This window comes from Micromonospora matsumotoense (assembly GCF_900091525.1).
GTDB lineage: Bacteria > Actinomycetota > Actinomycetes > Mycobacteriales > Micromonosporaceae > Micromonospora > Micromonospora matsumotoensis.
Genome location: NZ_FMCU01000023.1, coordinates 17,354 through 37,889, shown reverse-complemented (window position 1 = coordinate 37,889; position 20,536 = coordinate 17,354). Strand labels below are relative to the sequence as shown.

Genomic DNA, 20,536 nt, shown 5'->3' with positions numbered 1-20,536 from the left:
AACACCCGCGTTGATCTGCACACCCTTGCGAGCGGCAATCGATATGCCCAGACTGCGAAAGGCGCCGGACCAGAAGGGACGGACGCAAAGAAAAGAGGAGACGGGAGCAGTCGTGCGTGACGACGAAGGGCATGTCCGGATCGGCCAGCTGCCGGCATTCGACCCGGACGACCCCGCCGAGAACGCCGTCATCAAACGGCTCGTCGGCAACTGGCACCGGCGGGCCGCAGTGAAACGCGACGAGCCGGACGTGTACGCGCTGTTCGACCACGCCCGACCGGACTTCCGCGACGACATGGTCCCGTTCCGGGCGCACCCGATCTGGGAGCAGCTGTCCGACGAGGCCCGCTCGCGGCTGCTGAGCTGGGGCTGGGTCGCGTACAACCGGAACACCGTGCTGATCGAGCAGCGGATCGCCAACCCGGCGTTCGAACTGGTCATCGGCGGCGCGTACCCGGGCCTCGGCGGTCAGGACCTGGAGCTGGCTGTGGCGCAGGCGATGGTGGACGAGCAGTACCACACGCTGATGCACATCAACGGCAGCGCGGTGACCCGTCGGATGCGCCGCGGCGACTTCGCCGACCGCGTGCTGCCGGACTCGCACATCACCCAGATCCACCAGGCGCACCTGGACCGCTGCACCGAACCGTGGCAGCGGAGCCTGACCACGCTGGGCTTCGCCACGGTCGCCGAGATCTCGATCAACGCGTACCTGGACCTGCTCGCGGACGACCAGCAGATCCAGGTGGTCAACTCGACCACGGTGAGGCTGCACAACCGCGACGAGTACTGCCACGCCTCGATCTCCGGCGAGATGATGAAGCAGGTCTACGAGGCGCTGCCGGCGGACCGGCGCCGGTTCCTGCTCGGCACGGTGGTGGCCGGGCTGGAGGCGTTCGTCGCCCCCGACTTCACCACCTGGGAGACGATCGCCGCGTTCGAACGGGTACCGGGCTGGGAGAGTGCCGCCGCCGAGGTGCGTGAGGAGCAGGGCGGCACCCACCTGGTGCAGGACCACTCCGGCATCCACACGCTGCTGTCCGAGATGGACGTTCTCGACCAGGTCGAGTTCGGCTGGGGCACGACGGAGGCCCGATGACCACCCGCCTGCGGCCCGGCGCGACCGCCGTCCGCGACATCTACAGCTTCCTCGCGGACCTCGGCATGGACTGCGACGTCAACCCGTGCACCGCCTTCGCCGGGACCGTCGATCCGGCCCGCGCGGCGGACGCGGCCGGTTGGCGGGATCTGGTCACCCGGCTCGGGCTGACCCGGGCGCTGGCCGACCTGGTCGAGGTCGCCGAACGGGACGTGGTGGTCACGTTCGCGCCGCGGCCGGAACCGGTCATCGGCGACCCGGCGGAGCTGGTCACCGGCTATCACAACAGCCACCCGCTGCGGCTCGACGAGGCGGCGCACCTCGCGCTCTGGTCCGCCGGTGACGGCGAGTACGTGGTGTTCGTCAAGTTCAGCCATCTGATCGTGGACGGCACCGACGTCGTTGACCTGCTCCGGCACGTCCGGGCCTGGCTGCGCGGCGACGAACCGCCGGGCCGCCCCGGCTCCCGGTACCGCCACCACGAGCGGACCGTCCGGCAGTACGCCGCGCTGCCCGCCGCCGACCCGGACGAGGTGGTCCGGGCCCTCGGCGACCTGCCCGAACCGGGCCGCAAGGGCATCCCGACGATCTCCGCGTCGGACGAACGGTGGCTGCCGCTGCGCGCGGGCGTCACGTTCGACGAGCTGCTCAGCGCGGTCACCGATGCGCTGCTCCCGGTCCTGGGCGGCGGCCTGATCCTCCAGTACCCGTACTCCCGCTGGGATTTCGCCACGAAGGGCGGCTACTACGTCGAGATCAAGCCGCTCGTCGTCCGGGCCGGTGACGCGGCGCAGTACACGCCGGAGCACTTCGCGAAGACCCGGGAGGCGCAGGAGGCGCTGGGCCGGTTCACGATGTCCGGCATCGGCGCCCTGGCCCGCGCGTTCACCCGCGGCCGGATGCCCCGGATCGTCGTCTCCGACACCACGTTCATGCGCCCCGAGCCCGGCCGGTGGCGCTGGATACCGGTCCGCAGCGCCCGCGTCTTCGAGGATCTCAAGTTCCTCGCCGACCGGTCCTGGCCGGGCCCGCCCCTGCTGCGGATGCAGTACAAGCCGGGCTTCCTCTCCCCGGGCACCGCGACCGACGTCCTTTACCGACTTGAGCAGCGAATAGGAGCAAGTGGTGGAACTCCCTGACCTGTTGACCGACCTCTTCCGGCGGCATCGCGACCGGACCGCGCTGCGGACCGCCGGGCGTAGCTGGACCTACCAGGAACTCGACCGGGTCACGGGCGCGCTCGCCGCCCGGATCGGCCGTGAGTGCCCGCCCGGACGCCGGGTCCTGGTCGCCGGGGAGCACACGATCGAGGCCACGGTCTGGGCGCTCGCCGTGATGCGCAGCCACGGCGTGTACACGCCGATGAACCCCGGCCTGCCCGCCGACCGGTTCGTCGAGTTCGCCCGGGTCGCCGAGGCGGGCCTGCTGGTCTGCTTCGACCGGGCTGCGCTGCTGCGGGCCGAGCGGGCCGGGATCGCCGCGCTGCACGCCGGTGACGTGGGCTGGCCCGCCGAGGCAGCGCCGGCCGGTGAGACGACCCGGTCCCGGGTCGCGTACTCCATCTTCACCTCCGGCTCGACCGGCAACCCCAAGCTCGTGGACGTCGGGCACGGCGGGCTGCTCAACCTGTGCCGGTCGCTGCGGCGGCGGCTCGACATCACTCCGGACGACGACGTCCTGCAGTTCGGGTCGCTCTCGTTCGACGCGTCGATCACCGAGATCCTCGGCGCGTTGTACGCCGGCGCCACCCTCGTCGTACCGGCTCAGGACGGGGTCTCCTGGCTGGGTTCCGTCTCGCGGCACCTGGCCGCGCACGGCGCCGACCTGGCGATGATCCCGCCGTCGGTCTACGCGCGGCTCGACGCGGCGGCCCGCGGGCGCATCCGCAAGGTGCAGTTCTGCGGGGAGGCGCTGGGCGAGAACGAGTACCGCGAGGCGGCCCGGCACGGCCGGGTGTTCAACGCGTACGGCCCGACCGAGGCCACCGTCTGCTTCTCGCTGGCCGAGCTGACCGAGTTCGAGAACACGATCGGCACCCCGAACGACGGTTTCCGGGCCGTCGTCCGCGACCCGGAGACCGGCGCGTACGCCACCGCGGGCACAGGCGAGCTGATCATCGTCGGCGACGGCGTCGCGCTGGGCTACGCCGGGGCGACCGGAACCGAGAACGACGTGTTCCGGACGTACGAGGGCTCCCCCGCCTACGCCACCGGCGACGTGGTGACCCTGGCGCCCGACGGCCGGCTCGCCTACGTCGGGCGCAACGACGAGCAGATCAAACGCCTCGGCCACCGGGTGAACCTGGCGCACGTCGAGTCGCTGCTCGCCCGGCATCTGGGCCGCGACGTGGCGCTGATCCGGCGGGACGAGACGATCCTGCTGGTCACCACCGGCGAGGGCGCGGACACCCCGGAATCGCTGATGGCCCGCATCCGCGGCCTGGTGCCGGTCTGGGAGGCGCCCGACCACGTCGTGCTGACCGGCGAGCTGCCGCTGACCCCGGGCGGCAAGGTGGACCGCAACGCGCTGCGGGACCGGCTCGACACCCCGGCACCGGCGGAGGACGACGCGGACGCGGCCGTCCTGGCGCAGGTGCTCGGCGTGGTGACCGCCGTCCTGGGCCGGGAGATCGACCCGGAGACGTCCATCTTCGACGCGGGCGGCAGCTCGCTCGCCATGATCCAGATCCAGGTCAAGCTCTCCGAGGCGCACGGCGAGCATGCCGTCGAGGCCGCGTTCGCCGCAATGGACTACGACTTCGTACCGGCCACGTTCGTCCGGCATCTGGGCGGTGGGACCGTCGCTGCGGCGGCCTCCCCGGCGGAGACGCTGCTGCACCGGGTCGAGCGGGACCGCGACGCCCTGCGCGCCGAGCTGCCGACGCTGCGCCGGGACACCCGGCACGATCCGGACCCCGCGATCGGAGACCGGGCGGTGCTGCTCACCGGCGCGTCCGGGTTCATCGGCGGGCACGTGCTCGACCGGCTGCTCACCGCCGGTCGCGGCGTGCTGGTGGTCGCCACCGGCGACCCGGAGCGGGTGCTCACCGGGCATCGGGCCCGGTTCGGCCGGGCCGCGGCCGACTACGCCCGGGTGCGGGCGATCACCTACGCCGAGCTGGAACAGTGGATTGACCGGCGGCGTGGACCGGCGCTCGACGCGGTGCTGCACTGCGGTTACCAGGTCAACCACCTGCTGCCGCTGGACAGCCACCTGACCGGCAGCGTGCGCAACACCACGCTGGTGGTCCGCGGCGCGGCGGCGCTGGGCGCCCGGTCGTTCGCGTTCCTGTCGGCCGCCTCGGCGGGGCGCGAGTTCGGGCCGCTGTCGGCGGCGGCGCTGACCGCGGCCGGAGACCCGTACTCGCGGTCCAAACTGATCGCCGAGGAGCACGTGAACACCCTGGCCGGCCTCGGCTGCGCGGTCGCCCACTACCGGCCCGGCCTGGTCTACGGGCACCGGCCGGAGGATCACGACCACCTGAAGGACGACTGGTTCACCGCGCTGATCGGGACCGCGCGCCGGGTCGGCGTGATGCCCCGGATCACCGGGCACGTGCCGGTCTGCGACGTCGGCACGCTGGCCGGGACGCTGCTGGCGGGCATCGGGCCCGGTCCGGACGCCCGGTCCGCGGTCGTGGTCCACCGGACGTACCCCCTCGGTGAGCTGCTGGCGCACGCCGGGCTGACGGCGGCCGACGTGGTGGAACCGGCGGAGTGGTTCGAGCGGGTCCGCGCCGGCGGCGAGGTTTCGCCGCCGCTGCTGGCCGCCATGCAGGCGGCGCTGAGCGGACCGGGCTGGCCCACCGCTCACCGCGAGGTCGAGCACGACATCCTCGGCCGGTTGCTCGGCTCAGTCCACGCGTCGTCGCGGCGCTGACCGGAACGGAGCGGCTGTCACCATGCGCTACTCGCTACGTCAGAACGTCGCGGCCGAACCGGTCATCGCCGGGTGGTACGGCTGGTCGTACCTGCTGCCGCCGCAGGTCCTCGCCCGGTTCGCCCACAACCGGTTCACCCGGATCGTCGAGAGCTACCTCGACAATCCGCAGGTCCACGCGACGGCGGTCCGCCAGCGCCGGATGCACGGCGGCCCGTGGATTCACGCCCACGAGCACCACGACGCCATCCGGGACTGGTACCGGGAGACCGCACCCCGGCGGGAACGGCTGGACGAGCTGTTCGAGGCGATCCGGCAGCTGGAGGAGGAGATCCTGCCCCGGCGGCGCGGCGAATGCCTCGACGACGTCTACCAGGAGCTGCCGCGTCCGCTGGCCGGACGGGTGGAGGTGTTCTACGGGCGGGACAACCGCACCGCCGACTACCGGTTCATCGAACCGCTGATGTACGCGTCCGAGTACTACGACGAATCCTGGCAGCAGGTGCGGCTCCGGCCGATCACCGAGGACGCCCGGGAGTTTGCGCTCACCACGCCGATGCTGGAGTACACACCGGACCAGCTGCTGATCGACGTACCGCTGAACTCCCCGCTGCTCGACACGATCTTCCGCGGGAACCTGACCGCGGACGAACTGGACGAGTTGGCGGCGCGGCTCGGGCTGCACGGCGAGCGGGCCGGGCGGTTCCGGGCGTACTTCGAGCCGGCGCCGGAACCGGCCGGGCCACCGGCCGGCGACGACGTCCTCGAATACGCCGGCCACGCCTGCGTGTTCGCCCGGTACGAGGGCACGACGTTCCTGGTGGACCCGGTGCTGAGCTACGCCGGGTATCCCGGTGGCGCGCCGGGCCGGTTCACCTTCGCCGACCTGCCGGACCGCATCGACCACCTGCTGATCACCCACAACCACCAGGACCACATGCTGTTCGAGACCCTGCTGCGCATCCGGCACCGGGTCGGCCGGGTCCTGGTGCCGCGCTCCTCCAATGCCAGCCTGGTGGACCCAGGGCTGGGCGGCATCCTGCGGCGGCTCGGCTTCCGCGACGTCGTCGAGGTGGACGACCTGGAGACGCTGCCCTGCGGTTCCGCCGAGGTGGTCGCGCTGCCATTCCTGGGCGAGCACGGCGACCTGCGCATCCGCAGCAAGACCGGCTGGTTGCTGCGGTTCGGCGAGCGCTCGGTGCTGTTCGCCGCCGACTCCACGAACATCGCTCCGACCATGTATGCGAAGGTCGCCGAGGTGATCGGCCCGGTGGACACCGTGTTCATCGGCATGGAGAGCACCGGCGCGGCGGCCAGCTGGATCTACGGCCCGCTGTACGGCGAACCGCTGGACCGCCGTACCGACCAGAGCCGCCGCCTGAACGGTTCCAACTTCCCGCAGGCCCGGGAGATCGTCGAGACGCTGGAGCCCGGCTCGGTCTACGTCTACGCGATGGGCCTCGAACCGTGGATGGGCATCGTGATGGCCATCGACTACGACGAAAGCCATCCGGCCATCGTGGACAGCGATCTTCTCGTGCAGCACGTCCGGGACAAGGGTGGCACCGCCGAGCGGCTGCACCTGCGCCGGACGCTGCCCATCTGAGAGACGAGGTGCCTCCTCCGTGCGCACTCTTCTGATCAACAACTACGACTCGTTCACCTTCAACCTGTACCAGTACATCGGTGAGGCGACCGGGCAGCCGCCGGTCGTGGTGCCGAACGACGCCGACTGGTCCCGCCTGCCGCTCGACAGCTTCGACGCGATCGTGGTGTCGCCGGGCCCCGGCACACCGGAGCGGTCGCGGGACTTCGGCATCAGCCGCCGGGCGATCGCCGAGAGCGGCCTGCCCGTCCTCGGCGTCTGCCTCGGCCACCAGGGCATCGCCCAGTTCTTCGGCGGGATCATCGGCCTGGCGCCGGAACCGATGCACGGCCGGATCTCCGAGGTGCGGCACACCGGCGAGGACGTGTTCCGCGGCCTGCCGTCGCCGTTCGTCGCGGTGCGCTATCACTCGCTGGCCGCCACCGACCTGCCCGCCGAGCTGGAACCGCTGGCCTGGAGCGACGACGGCGTGGTGATGGGGCTGCGGCATCGCGAGAAGCCGCTGTGGGGCGTCCAGTTCCACCCGGAGTCGATCGGCAGCGACTTCGGCCGCGAGATCATCGCCAACTTCCGCGACCTGGCCGTCGCGCACAACCGGGCGCGGAGCGGCGCGACGGCACCGTCGTACGACGTCCGCGTACGCCGGGTGGACGAGCTGCCGGACGCCGAGGAGGTGCGCCGCGCCTGCCTGCCCGGCTCCGGCGCGTCGTTCTGGCTGGACAGCAGCGCCGTCCTGGACGGCGCCTCCCGCTTCTCGTTCCTCGGCGACGACCGCGGCCCGCTCGCCGAGTACGTCACCTACCGGGTCACCGACGGCGTGGTCCGGGTCCGGGACTCCGCCGGCGCCACCACCGAGCTCCGCCGCCCGTTCTTCTCCTACCTGGAGGAACAGCTCGACCTGCGGCGGGTGCCGGCCATACCGGGCCTGCCGTTCGAGTTCAACCTGGGCTACGTCGGTTATCTCGGGTACGAGCTGAAGGCCGAGACCGGCGGCGAACCCGCGCACCGCTCGCCGCACCCGGACGCCGCGCTGCTGTTCGCCGACCGCGCGATCGTCCTGGACCACCACGACGGCTGCTGCTACCTGCTGGCCCTGGACCGCCGCGGGCACGACGACGGCGCACGGGCCTGGCTGGCCGAGACCGCCGCGGCGCTCACCGCGCTGGCCGGGCACGCACCGGCGGACCAGACGCCCGCGGTGGCGTTCGGCGCGTCCGAGCAGGCCGCCGGTTTCGGGCCGGACGCGACGGCCCGCCTGAACAAGGACGCCTATCTCAAGCGGATCGACGAGTGCCTGCGGGAGATCCGCAACGGGGAGTCGTACGAGATCTGCCTGACCAACATGGTCACCACCCCGACCGAGGCGGCGGCCCTGCCGCTCTACTCGTCGCTGCGGGCGATCAGCCCGGTGCCGTACGGCGCGCTGCTGGAGTTCCCCGAGCTGGCGGTGCTCAGCGCGTCGCCGGAGCGGTTCCTCACCATCGATGCGGCCGGCGGCGTGGAGTCCAAACCGATCAAGGGCACCAGACCCCGCGGCGGTACGTCCGAGGAGGACGAGATGCTCCGCGCGGACCTGGCCGGGCGAGAGAAGGACCGCGCCGAGAACCTGATGATCGTGGACCTGGTCCGCAACGACCTGAACAGCGTCTGCGCGATCGGCTCGGTCCACGTGCCCCGGCTGTTCGAGGTGGAGACGTACGCGCCGGTGCACCAGCTGGTCTCGACGATCCGGGGCCGGCTGCGACCCGGCACGAGCACGTCGGCCTGCGTCCGGGCGGCGTTCCCGGGCGGCTCGATGACCGGCGCACCGAAGAAACGCACCATGGAGATCATCGACCGGCTGGAGGACGGCCCGCGCGGCGTCTACTCCGGCGCGCTCGGCTGGTTCGCGCTGAGCGGCGCCGCCGATCTCAGCATCATCATCCGGACCATCGTGCTGGCCGCCGGGCAGGCCGAGTTCGGTGTCGGCGGCGCGATCGTCTCGCTCTCCGACCAGGAGGAGGAGTTCACCGAGACGGTGGTCAAGGCCCGTGCGATGGTGTCCGCACTGGACAGCACCACGGTGGCGGACGCGTGCTGACCGAGTTCGCCCGCAGCGTCGTCGTCGGCGGAAGCGGGGCGGTGGGCGGCATGTTCACCGGCCTGCTCCGGGCGGCGGGCAGCGACACGCTGGTCGTGGACGTCGCACCGCCGTCGGAGCAGCCCGGCGAGTGCCTGCGGGCCGACGTCACCGCGCCCGGTCCCGAGCTGGCGGCGGCGCTGGCCGAGGCGGACCTCGTGCTACTGGCCGTGCACGAGGCGGTGGCGATCCGGGCGGTCGGGCCGGTGACCCGGCTGATGCGCCCGGACGCGCTGCTCGCCGACACGCTGTCGGTCCGGACCGGGATGGCCGCCGAACTCGCCGCCCGCGCCCCCGGCGTCGAGCACGTCGGGCTCAACCCGATGTTCGCGCCCGCCGCCGGGATGACCGGCCGCCCGGTGGCCGCCGTGGTCACCCGGGACGGGCCCGGCGTCGCCGCGCTGCTGCGGCTGGTCGAGCACGGCGGCGGGCGCCCGGTGCGGTTCACCGCGGCGGAGCACGACCGGACGACCGCGGCCACCCAGGCCCTGACCCACGCGGTGATCCTCGCGTTCGGGCTGGCCCTGTCGCGGCTGGACGTGGACGTCCGCACGCTGGTGGCCACCGCGCCGCCGACGCACCGGGTGCTGCTCGCGCTGCTGGCCCGGGTGCTCGGCGGCCGTCCCGAGGTCTACGGCGAGATCCAGTCGGCCAACCCGGGCGCGGCGCCGGCCCGCGCGGCGCTCGCCGACTCGCTGGCCGGGCTCAGCGCGCTCACCGGCGGCGACCCGGCCGGGATGGACGGCGTCTTCGCGCGGCTGCGCGAGCTGCTGGGCCCCGAGCTGGCGGCGCAGCAGGAGCGCTGTCGGGAGCTGTTCCGCACCATCCACCGCACCGATGAGGAAGGCGAGACGGACCGATGACCGAGCATGACGAGCTGCACCGGCTGCGCGCGGAACTCGACGTCCTGGACGGGACGCTGCTGGACACGCTGCGCCGCCGCCTCGACTGCGGCGTGCGCATCGCCCGGGCCAAGTCCCGGCACGACGTACCGATGATGCAGCCCGGCCGGATCGGCCTGGTCAAGGAGCGTGCCGCCCGGTACGCCGCCGAACACGGCCTGGACCAGGCGTTCCTGGCCAACCTGTACGACGCGATCATCGCCGAGATGTGCCGCGTGGAGGACGCCGAGATGAGCCGGGAGCTACCGGCCGCCGAGGGCCGTCGCTGATCCCCGTACGACCACCGACGACAGCCCGGCCGGCGACCTCGCACGGCGGGCGGAGGGGAACACACGATGACCGCGACCACGACGCTCACCACCCTGACCGGGCGGAGCGCGGCGCAACAGCCCCACTGGCCGGATCCGGTGGCGCTGGAGGAGGCGGAACGGGAGCTGACTGAGCGGCCCGTGCTCGCCACCGAGCCGGAGATCGTCGAGCTGACCGGCGGGATGGATCTGGTCGCCCGCGGTTCGGCGCTGCTGCTCCAGGGCGGTGACTGCGCGGAGCGCTTCCACGAGGCCGTACCGGAACTGGTCCGGCAGAAGGTGGACAACCTGCAGGGCCTGGCCGCGATCATGCGGTCCGGCAGCGGGCTGCCCGCGGTGACCATCGGCCGGATCGCCGGGCAGTACGGCAAGCCGCGCTCGTCGCCGTTCGAGACCGAGGAGACCGGCTCGCGGCGGCAGATGCCCAGCTACTGCGGCGACGCGGTGAACGAGCCGGAGTTCGAGCCGGTGGGCCGGACCCCGCAGCCGCGGCGGCTGCTCACCGCGTACGAGTGCTCCCGGCTCGTGCTGGACGAGGTCCGGCGGTCCTGGTCGCAGCGGCCCGTCCTGGAACGGGTCTACACCTCGCACGAGTTGTTGCTGCTGCCGTACGAACGGCCGCTCGTGCGGCTCGGCGCGCACGGCGTGTACAGCGGTTCCACCCATTTCGGCTGGATCGGCGAGCGGACCCGCGCCCACGACGGCGCGCACGTCGCGCTCAGCCGGGCCGTGCACAACCCGATCGGCGTCAAGCTGGGCCCGTCGGTGTCGCCGGACGACGCGGTCGCGCTGAGCCGGTCGCTGAACCCGGAGGGCATCCCCGGGCGGCTGACGTTCATCGTCCGGTTCGGCGCGAAGGACGTGGACCGGCTGCTGCCGCCGGTCGTCGAGGCGGTCCACCGGCACGGCTCGCCGGCGGTCTGGCTCTGCGACCCGATGCACGGCAACGGCCTGAAGATCAACGGCCAGAAGACCCGCTTGGTCGAACGGATGCACGCCGAGGTCGAGTCGTTCGTCCGGACGCTGCGCCGCCACCGGGAATGGCCCGCGGGCCTGCACCTGGAGCTGACCCCCGACCCGGTCACCGAGTGCGTGTCGGAGCTGGCGCAGCCGCCCCGGTTCACCGACTTCCGGTCCACTTGCGACCCGCGGCTGAACCCCCGGCAGGCGACGGAGATGGTCGCGCTGTTCCTGTCGCTGCTCTGAGGATGCGCCGCGTGTGCCGGGCCGGTGGCCCGTCCTCGCGTGCTGGACGGACCACCGAACACATCGGAGGGTGCCGGTCAGGAAGCTGCCTGCACCGGGCTTCCGGCCGGGCTCTCCTCGGGCGCGGCGCCGGCGTTCCGGCCGGTGACGCCGGTGGCGCGGGCCACCCCGGCCAGCAGCAGCGCGGCGAGCACCAGCAGGGCGCTCACCACCAGCGGCGATCGGTAGCCGTGGTCGGCGGCCAGCGCGAGACCGCCCAGGGCGGGCCCGGCCGCCGCGCCGACGTTCAGCGCGCCGGTGGCGAAACCGCCGGCCATCGTGGGCGCGCTCGACGCCGTGTACAGCGACTGCGCGATCAGCGTGGAACCCACACCGAACGAGAGAACGCCCTGGAGGAACACGAAGATCAGCGCCAGCACCGGGTTCCCGGCGGTGAGCGCGAACAGCAGCCAGCCGGTCAGCAGCGCCGCGCCGCCGACCGCCAGCGCCTCACCCGGACGGGTGTCGGCCAGCCGGCCGCCGATGTTGACGCCGACAAACGATCCGATGCCGAACAGCGCCAGCGCGGCCGGCACCCAGTTGGTGCCCAGCCCGGTCACGTTGGTGATGACCGGTGAGAGGTAGGTGAACGAGCAGAACGTGGCGCCGTTGACCAGCGCACCGAGAGCCAGAACGGTGATCAGCCGGGGCGAGCGCAGCACCCGCAACTCGTGCCGGGCGCTGGGGGCGTTCAGATCGACGGGCGTCGCCGGTACGGACCAGAGCACCGCGACAACCGCCGGGGCGGAGATGATCGCGACGGCCCAGAACGCGGACCGCCAGCCCCACATCTCGCTGAGCACCGCACCGAGCGGGACGCCCGCGACGCAGGCGAGGGTGACCCCGCTCAGCAGCACCGAGGTGGCCCGGCCCTTGGCCTGTGGCCCGGCCATCGCCGCCGCGGTCGCCAGGCCGACGGCGAGGAAACCGGCGTTGGCCAGCGCGGCGATCACCCGGGTGACGAACAGGACCTCGAAGCTGCCGGTGAGCGCGCCGACGACGTGGGCGAGAAGGAAGGTGACGAGGAAGGCCAGCAGCGCCCGGCGGCGCGGCCACCGCAGGCTCAGCATCGCGACCAGCGGGGCACCGACGATCATGCCGACGGCGAAGGCCGAGGTCAGCGAACCGACGGCCGGGATGGACACGCCCAGGTCGGCGGCCATGGCCTCGACCAACCCGGACAGCATGAATTCCGACGTTCCCTGGGCGAACACGGCGAGCCCGAGAACGTAAATGGCGAATGGCATGAAGAGATCTCCAACAACATCGCAGTAAACGGAAGGCGATGCGGTGGATCCGTGACGGAGACGCGACGACAGGGTCGTCAGCGGGTTACGCGCTCAGCCACCGGATCACCGGTGGCTGGATTCTCTCTGCCTCGCGACTCGACATGCCCTCCAACATAGCAGCGCCCTCGACCCACCGAGAAGGAGTGTCCATGTCCACCCACCAAACGGCCATGATAATGGCCGGTCTGGCGTTGGTCCTCGGGCTCGCGCACGTGCTCGGACACGTCGCCCGGCGGTTCGGCCAGCCGGCCGTGCTGGGCGAGATCCTGGCCGGAATCCTGCTCGGGCCGACGCTGTTCCACGGCGCGATCTCCGGCACGATCTTCCCTGCGGACGTCCGGCCGATGCTCAGCACGCTCGGCTATCTGGGCGTCGCGCTGTTCATGTTCCTGGTCGGGCTGGAACTCGATCATCGGCTGCTGCGCGGCAACAAGCGCGCCGCGTTCGGCGTGTCGGTCGGGTCGATGGTCTGCTCGTTCGGGCTCGGCGTGCTGCTGGCGGTGTGGCTGTGGAACGAGCACGCGATGGGCGACCGGCTCGGGTTCCTGCTGTTCATCGGCGCGGCCATGTCGATCACGGCGTTCCCGGTGCTGGCCCGGATCCTGAAGGACCGGGGCATCCAGCACACCCGGATCGGTGCGCTGGCGATGGCGTCCGCCGCGGTCGGTGACGTCGCCGCCTGGCTGCTGCTCGCGGCCGTGCTCACGATCGCGGGCAGCCAGAGTTCCTGGCAGGTGCTGCTGGTCCTGCCGTACGCGATCGTGATGGTGACCGTGGTGCGCCCGCTGCTCGGCCGGTTCCTGGTGGCCCGGGAGCCGCGCGGCACCGGCACCGGCGAGCGGGGGCCGGGCGCCGCGCCGTTGGCCGTGCTGACCGTTCTGCTGCTGGTCTCCGGGGCGTTGAGCGAGTGGTTCGGGCTGCACTTCATCTTCGGGGCGTTCCTGGCCGGGGCGATCGTGCCGCGGCGGGGCACCGAGCGGCTGCGAGCCGCGGTCACCGGCCGGTTCGAGGCGATCACCTGGGTGCTGCTCCCGGCGTACTTCACGGTGGCCGGGCTGAAGGTCGATCTGAGCACGGTGGACTGGACCGGCGTCGGCGAGATGGGCCTGATCCTGCTGGTGGCGATCGGCGGCAAGCTGGGCGGCGCCTACCTCGGCGCGCGGCTCGCGGGCCAGCCCGGCCGGTCGTCGGCCACCCTGGGCATCCTGATGAACACCCGCGGCCTCACCGAGCTGATCATCCTCGGGGTGGGGCTACAGGCCGGGCTGCTGGACACCGACCTGTACTCCCTGATGGTCGTGATGGCGCTGGTCACCACCGCGATGACCGCGCCGCTGCTGCGCTGGACGTACCCGAGCCGGATCGTCGATGCGGATCTCCGGGCGCTGGCCGAGGAGTGGGCGAGGGCGGAACGCGACCGCGCCGCGGTCAGGCCGGACGGGCGACTGACCAGCTCCCGGACCGAGGACGATCGACCCTGACGGACCGCGGGCGGACCGGCGGCGCCGCGTCGGGCGCCGGCCGGTTCGCCTCGACGCGCAGCTCCTGCGCCATGCCCTTGAGGTCCTCGGCGCAGGCGGCCAGGATTTCCGCGACCGCGCTGCGGCCGTGCGGCGGGATGGCCGGGGCGAGGCGTTTCCACTCCTCGGTCGTCCGCAGTTGGGTGTGCAGACGGCGCAGCACGAGCCGGCCGCTCTCGCTGAACCGCAGCGAGGGGTCGTTGCGGAGCCCGGCGAACAGCGTGACCGAGCGGGCGAAGTCCTGCGCGGCCTCGTCGCCGCTGCGGTCGTCGGCGGGTGCGGCCACCGCCGGGTCGCCGTCCGGCACCACCGGCCGCCCCTGCGCCAGCCGGAAACGCACGTCCCGGGCCGTGCCCACCGAGATCCCGGCCTGCCGGGCGATCTCCCGCAGCGAGGCGGCTGGATCACGCGCGATCACTTCGGCCGCCACCCGCCGCCCGTCCGCGGTGGTGGACGGGCGGACCCGGCCGTCCCGGCCAACCCGCGCGTCCGGCCGGGCGTCCGGGTCGGTGGTCTCCCGGCGCAGAACGCCGACGCTGGTGGCGTTCCAGCCGGTCCGCTCGGCGATGCTGCGGTCCGACCACTGTGGATTGATCCGCAGGATGCGCAGCGCGGCCTGCCGGCGTTCGTCGCTCGTCAGCGGCAGGCCGTGCCGGGTGTTGGTCTCCACCGCGAGCAGGAACGCGGCGTGCTCGTCGCCCTCGAACCAGCACGCGCTGATCGTGGACCGATTACGCAGTTCCGTCGCCCGCACCCGGTGCATGCCGTCGATCACCCGCAGCGTCGCCCGGTGCACCAGGATCGGCGGGAGCTCGGCCGCGCTCTCGGCGAGCGCACGGGCGTGCCCGTCGTCGATGGCGAAGCGCGGTGAGTCGGCCGGCAGCAGGGTGCGGATGTCGATCTCGACGATCGACGCCGGCTGTTGATCCGAGAATGCGGACATCAATGCCTCCAGGAATGCACATCATTGAGGACAGGCGGCACCCACCGGGTGCTTAGCGTAGTCGAAACGTGACTCTAGGTCAGCGAATGTTGGGGCGTCAACGCGTCCACTGGCGCGGACGGGCGGCTTCCGGAGCCTGGGTTGCCCGCTCGTGCGGACCGGGATATATATAGAGATGCGCCACTGTGAAGGAGGCGTCGCATGGGCGATGACCCGGCACACTCCGACGCAGGGCCATTGCGAAGTCGGTGGAGTAGTTGCTGAGAGCCACCGGCAATAGGTGTTACTTGAGTCGGCGGGTGGTGGGCCTAGTGTCCCAGCGGTAGAGGGTTCGCGCTCGCTGGATGAGTTGACGTACGGTGACGATCGCTGCTGCCAGGAACAGGTCGAAGTAGATGACGGTGGCGTCACCTATCGGTGCAGCAGACCCGGTCGTGTTCGCCGGCCGTGTCTTCACCTATCCCCGAGGCGACGACATCGGGCGACAGGAAGCGGTCACCTACGCCCGCGACGTCGGCGTGCCCGAGGCGTGACTCGACTGGCCCCGATGACCGGAGTTGGCCAGCGCCGGTCGCTCCACGGAAGGCGTGCCGATGTGGTCGGAGCGTCGGAAGTCCTAGCGGGGGATGACCGCCGCTGCCGGCATCCGCCACTGCATGAACCCGGCGGGCTGGGCGGGCTGCGCGAGTGCGGCGGCGAGCCGGCAGCCAGCGGCGGCGTTGTAGGACGCGCGGCGCAGCAGCCGGGCTCCGGCGGTGAACTGGTCGTGGACGCAGTCGCGGGCGGCGCTGCCTTGATGATCGTCGAGGCATGCCAGTGTCGGGGTACGGCTTAGGTACAGCTGATCTTTCAGAGGCGCGCACCGTTCCTCGTGTGCCCCGCCCAGGGAACAGGCGAAGACTCGGGCCGGTCACGCACCGCTTCTCACGTCAGGTGTCCAGCGAGGCGGTGGGCGAGTTCCTCGGGTGTGATGGTTTCGATGCCCAGTGCTTGGGCCTTGTCGTGTTTGCTGCCGGCGTTGTCTCCGGCGACGACGAGGTGGGTGCGGGCAGAGACGCTGGAGGATGCGCGTCCCCCTGCTTGGGCGATCAGTTCGGTCATTTCGGTTCGGGATCGGTCTGCGAGGGGTCCGGTCATCGTGCCGGTTACCACCACGGTCGGCCCCGCTAGTGGCAGCTCGCTCTTCGCGTTCTGGGCGGACGTTTCCGCGTCGGTCTGCGCATCTGTGGAAGCCGGGGGAACGAAGCCGGGTTGGCTCATGTTCACACCTGCGGCGATGAGCTTGTCGATGGTCGGGGCAAGCTCGGCCAGTTCCTGGACGATCACGGGGGCCTTGTCGTTGCCGATGCCGTTGACCTGCGCGAGAGCGACGGCGTCGGCGTCTCGGATGGCGTGCATGGAGCCGAAGTGCGCGGCGATGCGTAGCGACATGGAACGGCCGGTGCCCAGGACGCCGAGGGCGCAGAAGACGCGATTGAGGGGTTTGGTCTTGGCCGTCTCGATGGCGGCGGTGAGGTTGTCGGCGCTCTTGGCGCCCATGCGGTCCAGGGTGAGCAGTTGATCGTGGGTGAGGGTGAACAGGTCGGCGAAGTCCTCGATCAGCCCTTTGTCGACGAGTTGCACGATGATCTTCTCGCCGAGGCCGTCGATGTCGAGTGCGTCGCGGGCGACGGCGTACCGGATCGCTTCTTTCTGGCCGCAGGCGCGTCCCCGCGCGCAGCGCCAGCGTTCCTGGCTGCGGTCGATGCCGCCGCCGCAGCGCGGGGCAGAGTTCGGGGATGTCGATGGGCTGTTCGGTGCCGGTGCGGAGGCCGGCGACCGCGCCTTCGACGCGGGGGATGACGTCGCCGGCTCGGTAGACGATGACGTGGTCTCCGAGCATCAGGCCGCGGCGGGCGATGTCGGCCGGGTTGTGCAGGGTGGCGTAGGTGATGGTGGTGCCGGCGACGTCCACCGGGTCGAGGACGGCGCGCGGGGCGATCACGCCGGTGCGGCCCACGCTCCACTGCACGGCGCGCAGCACGGTGATCTTCTGGGCGGCGGGGAACTTGAAGGCGGTGATCCACTTACGTCGTGCCGGCCTGGTCCGGGCGCTTGCTCGGCGGTCTCTGTAGCGGGGGTGGGAGGTGGCCCGGGTCAGCCCGCGGTCCTGACCAGCCGGTCGGTCTCGGGGGCCGACCCTTCGATCGCCTCATGGCGGTCGCGAGTGCTGTCCTCGCCGGTACTCACGTCGATCCGACGCGGCTGAGCCTGCTCGGCGACGGGGATGGTCAACGTGAGCACGCCATCCTGGTAGTTCGCCACGATCGCGTCGAGGCTCAGGCCGTCGCCGACGATCAGCTGGCGGGCGTAGGACCTGCCGGAGCGCTAGTCGACCAGGAAGGTGGCGTCCTCGGGCGCGGTGGCGTTGCGGAGGGCTCGCACGGTCAGCGTGTTGCTCTCCTGGGTGACGTCGAGGGTTTCCACGTCGATGCCGGGCATGTCGAAGTGCAGGTGGAGCGCGTCGCCGTGTCGGTAGCAGTCCATCGGCATCGTCTGCGGCAGCCGCCGTCCACCGAGGATTTCGTCGGCCAATAGGTTCAGGTCATGGAACGGGTCGAATCGGAGCAGCATGGCCGCACCACACCCTCAAGGTGCATAAATGTGCGAATGGGACGGTTCGGTCCCAGCCGAAGAAGTAGTTCGTGCCGACGGCTGACGCGTTGCCTGCCGGGATCAACGGCCGTGCGGCCCCGGTGATCCGGAGCGCGGTGCTGCCGTAGAGATAGCGCGACATGCTGCGTGATAGAGGTCGACTCGGTGGACGCCCCTGCTGGCAACGGAGGGACACTCGACGGCTCTGGGCTCTTCGCCACCGGGGACCTGAGCGACAACCTCATCGTACGCTCTGCTGCGTCGGAGCGCGATGTGGGTGATCGGCGTCCATCGTGGTGTCGGCAGCCGGTGTTCTCTGCCGCTGGGGGCCGGTGCCAACCGGGCCGCGTGCTGCCACACGAATCGTCGTCCGAGTGGGCGCGGCTGACGATCGACGGTGTAGGTCTGTTCCTTCAGCCGCGTCCGCCTGGGGCTGATGATCAGCCGCGAGGGTGGGGGACCACGTTCGGGACGAGTTGCTCGGTGCCGTCGACGACTGCCTGAGCCAGCTCCGACAACCGGCGATTGTGGCTGCGGGCACCGTCGCGCAGCAGGGCGAAGGCGTCGCTCACATCGACTTGGAGGCGTTCGGCGAGGACGCCCTTGGCCTGTTCGATCAGGACTCGGCTGTTGAGCGCGGTCTGTAGTTGCTCGGTGAGGATGCCGCCGCGGCGGATGGCGCGGTGTTGCAGCAGCCCGATGGTCGCCACGTCGGCGAGCGCCTGGCCGATGCGCAGCTTGCCCTCGTCGAGGGCACCTGGCTGGACGTCGAACAGGTTGAGCGCGCCGATCACCTCGGTGCGTAGCCGCATGGGCAGGGCGTGTACCGCGGCGTATCCGACCTCGGCTGCGGCGGCGGTGAACCTCGGCCACCGCTGCGCGGCGGGCAGATCGGTCACCGACACTGGTCGGCCGGTGCGGAAGCAGTCGACGCAGGGGCCCTGGTCGGTTTGCAGCTGAAACAGCTCGAGCAGTCTGGTCCGCTCCGAGGAGGCGGCCACCACCTGCAGCGAATCCTGCTGGTCGGTCAGCAGCAACCCGGCCGCCGAGACACCCAGCAGTTCGACGCACCGTTCAGTCAACACATGCAGGAACTCGAGTACGTCGAAGTCGCCGACGAGCGTGTCGGCCGTCTCCACGAAGACGTCCGTGAGCTGGCTGTCGGTCATGTCACCCACCTTCAGCCACACACCATAGCCCCGCCGGTCCCTCGGCGATACCGGACCGGAGGGCGGCTGGTACGGGAACGGTTTCCACCGTCCCCGCTCGTCACGAGTCCCGCTCCGCTGCTGGTTCGGGCTCGAAGCGTAGGCGCCGGGCAACCACGTCGCCCGCCACGTCCCGCAGGTGTCGGTCGTGTGCGTACGCGAAGGCCCGAAGGTGGGCGAGCGCCACCTCCACGGACACCCTCAGCTGGACGCTGATCATCCCGGTGGCCTGATGCACCTCGGGATGCCGCAGTCCCGGCTGCGCGGGCCTGTGCCTGTCCTCGTCCGGGCGGGACTGGGACGGTCCGTCGAGGAGCACCGCGCACACGGTGTCAGCCAGGACCAGGGCGTCGGCCAGTTGCTCACCGTCGAGGTCTCCGGCACGCGCGCGGTAGAGGTCCAACACACCGAGATGGATCCCGCCGATCTGCAGCGGCAGCGCGAACACCGCACGGACCCCGCTGGCCGCGGCGGCCGGCGCGAACGCCGGCCAGCGGGCCTGGCAGTACGGCACCGTCAGGTCCCCGACCAACGCGGGACCGCCACTGGTCGCCTCGACGGACGGGCCCTCCCCGAAGGTCACAGCCAGTTCCGCGACGCGAGAAGCGACCCGGTCACTCGCCCACAGCACCTCCCGCGGGGTGCTGCGCAGGGATACCGCGACGGCGGCGGAGTCGGCACCGGTCACCGTCACCGACACCGCGCAGACATGCTCCACCGCGACCACGGCGCCACGCGCCTCGGCGACGACCAGGGCCCACAACCGAAGCCTGCGATCGGGACTCATCGGCACCCCGTACCGCGCGAAGACCGGCGGGTACCCTCGGACCACGCCCGTCCCGACGCGACCACCGACGGGGCCCGGCACCGTCTGCTCCACCATCTGGTCGTAGGTGCGTCCACGGTTCAGTGCGAAGGTGCCGGAACGGTCCGGTGAGGTGGCCGGATCGGCGTTCCAGCCGGCGCCAACGGTTCCTTCCCGACAGTGAGAACGAATTCGTGACCGAGCGTGTCGTTGACGCCGGTAGCGCTCCGGCGTCGGTGCTGCTCGAATTCCGCAATCCTGTCTGCGGCATGGCGAGCGGCAATGGCGTTCACCCAGGCCAGCCCGTCGACCTCGTGGGAGGCGCACGCCGGCGCGACCCGCCACACCTCTACGAAGACCGCGCGGGTCACGGCCACTGCGAGCGCCGGGCTGTCCAGGCTGTCCGACAGTTGTGTGAACACGGCGCGGACGAGTCGGCGGTAGAAGCGACCGAAGGCGGCCTGGTCGCGGTCGCCGATCCGCTTCACCAGATTACTTACCGTTTCCGGGCCCGGCATGACGACATTCGGCGGAACCGACATCCGACGCTCCTGGAGGTGTGCCTGCGGCTACGGGGCACCACCAGGGACCAGGGCGGCTGGAACTTCCCGTCAGCGTACGCCGGCGGTCAAGCCCGGAGCCAGGCCAGGCCCCCCCGTGGCACTGTGGCCGACGAGGCCGTCCGAGCGCGACGCCGCCCGGGGTCGGGCACCCGAGGCGGTGGAACAGGGAGCCCGCCACGGGCGCGGCGCGTACCGTGAAGCCGTCGCTCTGGTCGCGGGACCTGACGATCACCACGGGGTTGGTCGACACCTCCTCGACGCCGACCCTGCTGCGCCTGCTCGCTGCCGGCCGGATCGACCCGGCGCGCTTCGTCACCCACCGTTTCGACGTGGACGACGTCATTCGGGCCTACGGCACTTTCAGTGACGCAAGACGGACCGGGGCCCTGAAGGTCGTGCTCAGCCGCGTCTGACAG

At 71.5% G+C, this 20,536-nt stretch carries 17 protein-coding genes and 3 pseudogenes; 10 read left to right on the top strand and 10 right to left on the bottom strand.

Features of this window, described 5'->3' with window-relative positions:
- Nucleotides 1-112: 112 nt before the first annotated feature.
- From GA0070216_RS29415 to GA0070216_RS29380, 8 genes are all read left to right on the top strand, one after another.
- Nucleotides 113-1,099, top strand: a complete 987-nt coding sequence (locus tag GA0070216_RS29415; RefSeq protein WP_091252919.1) for an AurF N-oxygenase family protein — start codon at nucleotides 113-115, stop codon at nucleotides 1,097-1,099.
- Nucleotides 1,096-2,238, top strand: a complete 1,143-nt coding sequence (locus GA0070216_RS29410) for a condensation domain-containing protein (protein ID WP_091252917.1) — start codon at nucleotides 1,096-1,098, stop codon at nucleotides 2,236-2,238. The genes GA0070216_RS29415 and GA0070216_RS29410 overlap by 4 nt, the downstream gene beginning before the upstream one ends.
- Nucleotides 2,225-4,978 (top strand): AMP-binding protein, encoded by a 2,754-nt coding sequence (locus GA0070216_RS29405; protein WP_218108312.1) that lies wholly within the window; start codon nucleotides 2,225-2,227, stop codon nucleotides 4,976-4,978. The genes GA0070216_RS29410 and GA0070216_RS29405 overlap by 14 nt, the downstream gene beginning before the upstream one ends.
- A gap of 22 nt (nucleotides 4,979-5,000) precedes the next feature.
- A complete protein-coding gene (locus GA0070216_RS29400) occupies nucleotides 5,001-6,584 on the top strand; it encodes an MBL fold metallo-hydrolase (protein ID WP_091252912.1) in 1,584 nt (527 codons plus the stop codon).
- A 19-nt stretch (nucleotides 6,585-6,603) separates the two neighbouring features.
- A complete protein-coding gene (gene pabB, locus GA0070216_RS29395) occupies nucleotides 6,604-8,664 on the top strand; it encodes an aminodeoxychorismate synthase component I (RefSeq protein ID WP_091252908.1) in 2,061 nt (686 codons plus the stop codon).
- Complete coding sequence (locus GA0070216_RS29390) at nucleotides 8,658-9,566, top strand: prephenate dehydrogenase dimerization domain-containing protein (RefSeq protein WP_245722815.1); 909 nt, start codon at nucleotides 8,658-8,660, stop codon at nucleotides 9,564-9,566. The genes pabB and GA0070216_RS29390 overlap by 7 nt, the downstream gene beginning before the upstream one ends.
- Entirely contained in the window at nucleotides 9,563-9,874 is a 312-nt protein-coding gene (locus tag GA0070216_RS29385) for a chorismate mutase family protein (RefSeq protein ID WP_091252906.1), read from the top strand. Before GA0070216_RS29390 ends, GA0070216_RS29385 begins: the two co-directional genes overlap by 4 nt.
- Nucleotides 9,875-9,940: 66 nt before the next feature.
- Nucleotides 9,941-11,119 (top strand): 3-deoxy-7-phosphoheptulonate synthase, encoded by a 1,179-nt coding sequence (locus GA0070216_RS29380; protein ID WP_091252904.1) that lies wholly within the window; start codon nucleotides 9,941-9,943, stop codon nucleotides 11,117-11,119.
- Nucleotides 11,120-11,196: 77 nt separating this feature from the next.
- Here GA0070216_RS29380 and GA0070216_RS29375 read toward each other — a convergent pair whose 3' ends face one another.
- Entirely contained in the window at nucleotides 11,197-12,405 is a 1,209-nt protein-coding gene (locus GA0070216_RS29375) for a Cmx/CmrA family chloramphenicol efflux MFS transporter (protein WP_091252902.1), read from the bottom strand.
- Nucleotides 12,406-12,596: 191 nt separating this feature from the next.
- On the opposite strand from GA0070216_RS29375, the gene GA0070216_RS29370 reads away from it, so the two are divergent.
- Nucleotides 12,597-13,928, top strand: a complete 1,332-nt coding sequence (locus GA0070216_RS29370; RefSeq protein ID WP_091252900.1) for a cation:proton antiporter — start codon at nucleotides 12,597-12,599, stop codon at nucleotides 13,926-13,928.
- Here GA0070216_RS29370 and GA0070216_RS29365 read toward each other — a convergent pair.
- From GA0070216_RS29365 to GA0070216_RS29340, 9 genes and pseudogenes are all read right to left on the bottom strand, one after another.
- Nucleotides 13,876-14,910 (bottom strand): ParB N-terminal domain-containing protein, encoded by a 1,035-nt coding sequence (locus tag GA0070216_RS29365; protein ID WP_091252897.1) that lies wholly within the window; start codon nucleotides 14,908-14,910, stop codon nucleotides 13,876-13,878. The genes GA0070216_RS29370 and GA0070216_RS29365 overlap by 53 nt on opposite strands.
- Before the next feature lie 283 nt (nucleotides 14,911-15,193).
- A pseudogene (locus GA0070216_RS34100) lies at nucleotides 15,194-15,301 on the bottom strand (IS5/IS1182 family transposase); the annotation flags it as partial.
- Nucleotides 15,302-15,834: 533 nt separating this feature from the next.
- Nucleotides 15,835-16,593 (bottom strand): helix-hairpin-helix domain-containing protein, encoded by a 759-nt coding sequence (locus tag GA0070216_RS35115; RefSeq protein ID WP_281190476.1) that lies wholly within the window; start codon nucleotides 16,591-16,593, stop codon nucleotides 15,835-15,837.
- A gap of 124 nt (nucleotides 16,594-16,717) precedes the next feature.
- A pseudogene (locus GA0070216_RS36720) lies at nucleotides 16,718-16,933 on the bottom strand (NAD-dependent DNA ligase LigA); the annotation flags it as partial.
- Nucleotides 16,934-17,046: 113 nt separating this feature from the next.
- Nucleotides 17,047-17,262: pseudogene (locus GA0070216_RS35105) on the bottom strand (Hsp20/alpha crystallin family protein); the annotation flags it as partial.
- 15 nt (nucleotides 17,263-17,277) lie between these two features.
- Complete coding sequence (locus tag GA0070216_RS35100; RefSeq protein WP_218108310.1) at nucleotides 17,278-17,523, bottom strand: Hsp20/alpha crystallin family protein; 246 nt, start codon at nucleotides 17,521-17,523, stop codon at nucleotides 17,278-17,280.
- A 461-nt stretch (nucleotides 17,524-17,984) separates the two neighbouring features.
- Complete coding sequence (locus GA0070216_RS29350) at nucleotides 17,985-18,713, bottom strand: GAF and ANTAR domain-containing protein (RefSeq protein ID WP_091253004.1); 729 nt, start codon at nucleotides 18,711-18,713, stop codon at nucleotides 17,985-17,987.
- A gap of 100 nt (nucleotides 18,714-18,813) precedes the next feature.
- Entirely contained in the window at nucleotides 18,814-19,539 is a 726-nt protein-coding gene (locus GA0070216_RS29345; RefSeq protein ID WP_141723233.1) for an ANTAR domain-containing protein, read from the bottom strand.
- A 119-nt stretch (nucleotides 19,540-19,658) separates the two neighbouring features.
- Complete coding sequence (locus GA0070216_RS29340; RefSeq protein WP_141723232.1) at nucleotides 19,659-20,099, bottom strand: sigma-70 family RNA polymerase sigma factor; 441 nt, start codon at nucleotides 20,097-20,099, stop codon at nucleotides 19,659-19,661.
- A gap of 215 nt (nucleotides 20,100-20,314) precedes the next feature.
- Here GA0070216_RS29340 and GA0070216_RS29335 point away from each other — a divergent pair, with 215 nt between their 5' ends.
- Nucleotides 20,315-20,533 (top strand): hypothetical protein, encoded by a 219-nt coding sequence (locus GA0070216_RS29335; RefSeq protein ID WP_176739193.1) that lies wholly within the window; start codon nucleotides 20,315-20,317, stop codon nucleotides 20,531-20,533.
- The last annotated feature ends 3 nt before the right edge of the window (nucleotides 20,534-20,536 follow it).

What these genes read in the sequence shown, in the direction of transcription:
- GA0070216_RS29410 (WP_091252917.1), top strand. Translation starts at nt 1,096, where the DNA reads ATGACCACCCGCCTGCGGCCCGGCGCGACCGCCGTCCGCGACATCTAC.
- GA0070216_RS29400 (WP_091252912.1), top strand. Translation starts at nt 5,001, where the DNA reads ATGCGCTACTCGCTACGTCAGAACGTCGCGGCCGAACCGGTCATCGCC.
- GA0070216_RS29385 (WP_091252906.1), top strand. Translation starts at nt 9,563, where the DNA reads ATGACCGAGCATGACGAGCTGCACCGGCTGCGCGCGGAACTCGACGTC.
- GA0070216_RS29380 (WP_091252904.1), top strand. Translation starts at nt 9,941, where the DNA reads ATGACCGCGACCACGACGCTCACCACCCTGACCGGGCGGAGCGCGGCG.
- GA0070216_RS29375 (WP_091252902.1), bottom strand. Translation starts at nt 12,405, where the DNA reads ATGCCATTCGCCATTTACGTTCTCGGGCTCGCCGTGTTCGCCCAGGGA.
- GA0070216_RS29370 (WP_091252900.1), top strand. Translation starts at nt 12,597, where the DNA reads ATGTCCACCCACCAAACGGCCATGATAATGGCCGGTCTGGCGTTGGTC.
- GA0070216_RS29365 (WP_091252897.1), bottom strand. Translation starts at nt 14,910, where the DNA reads ATGTCCGCATTCTCGGATCAACAGCCGGCGTCGATCGTCGAGATCGAC.
- GA0070216_RS35100 (WP_218108310.1), bottom strand. Translation starts at nt 17,523, where the DNA reads ATGCTGCTCCGATTCGACCCGTTCCATGACCTGAACCTATTGGCCGAC.
- GA0070216_RS29350 (WP_091253004.1), bottom strand. Translation starts at nt 18,713, where the DNA reads ATGACCGACAGCCAGCTCACGGACGTCTTCGTGGAGACGGCCGACACG.
- GA0070216_RS29345 (WP_141723233.1), bottom strand. Translation starts at nt 19,539, where the DNA reads ATGAGTCCCGATCGCAGGCTTCGGTTGTGGGCCCTGGTCGTCGCCGAG.
- GA0070216_RS29340 (WP_141723232.1), bottom strand. Translation starts at nt 20,099, where the DNA reads ATGTCGGTTCCGCCGAATGTCGTCATGCCGGGCCCGGAAACGGTAAGT.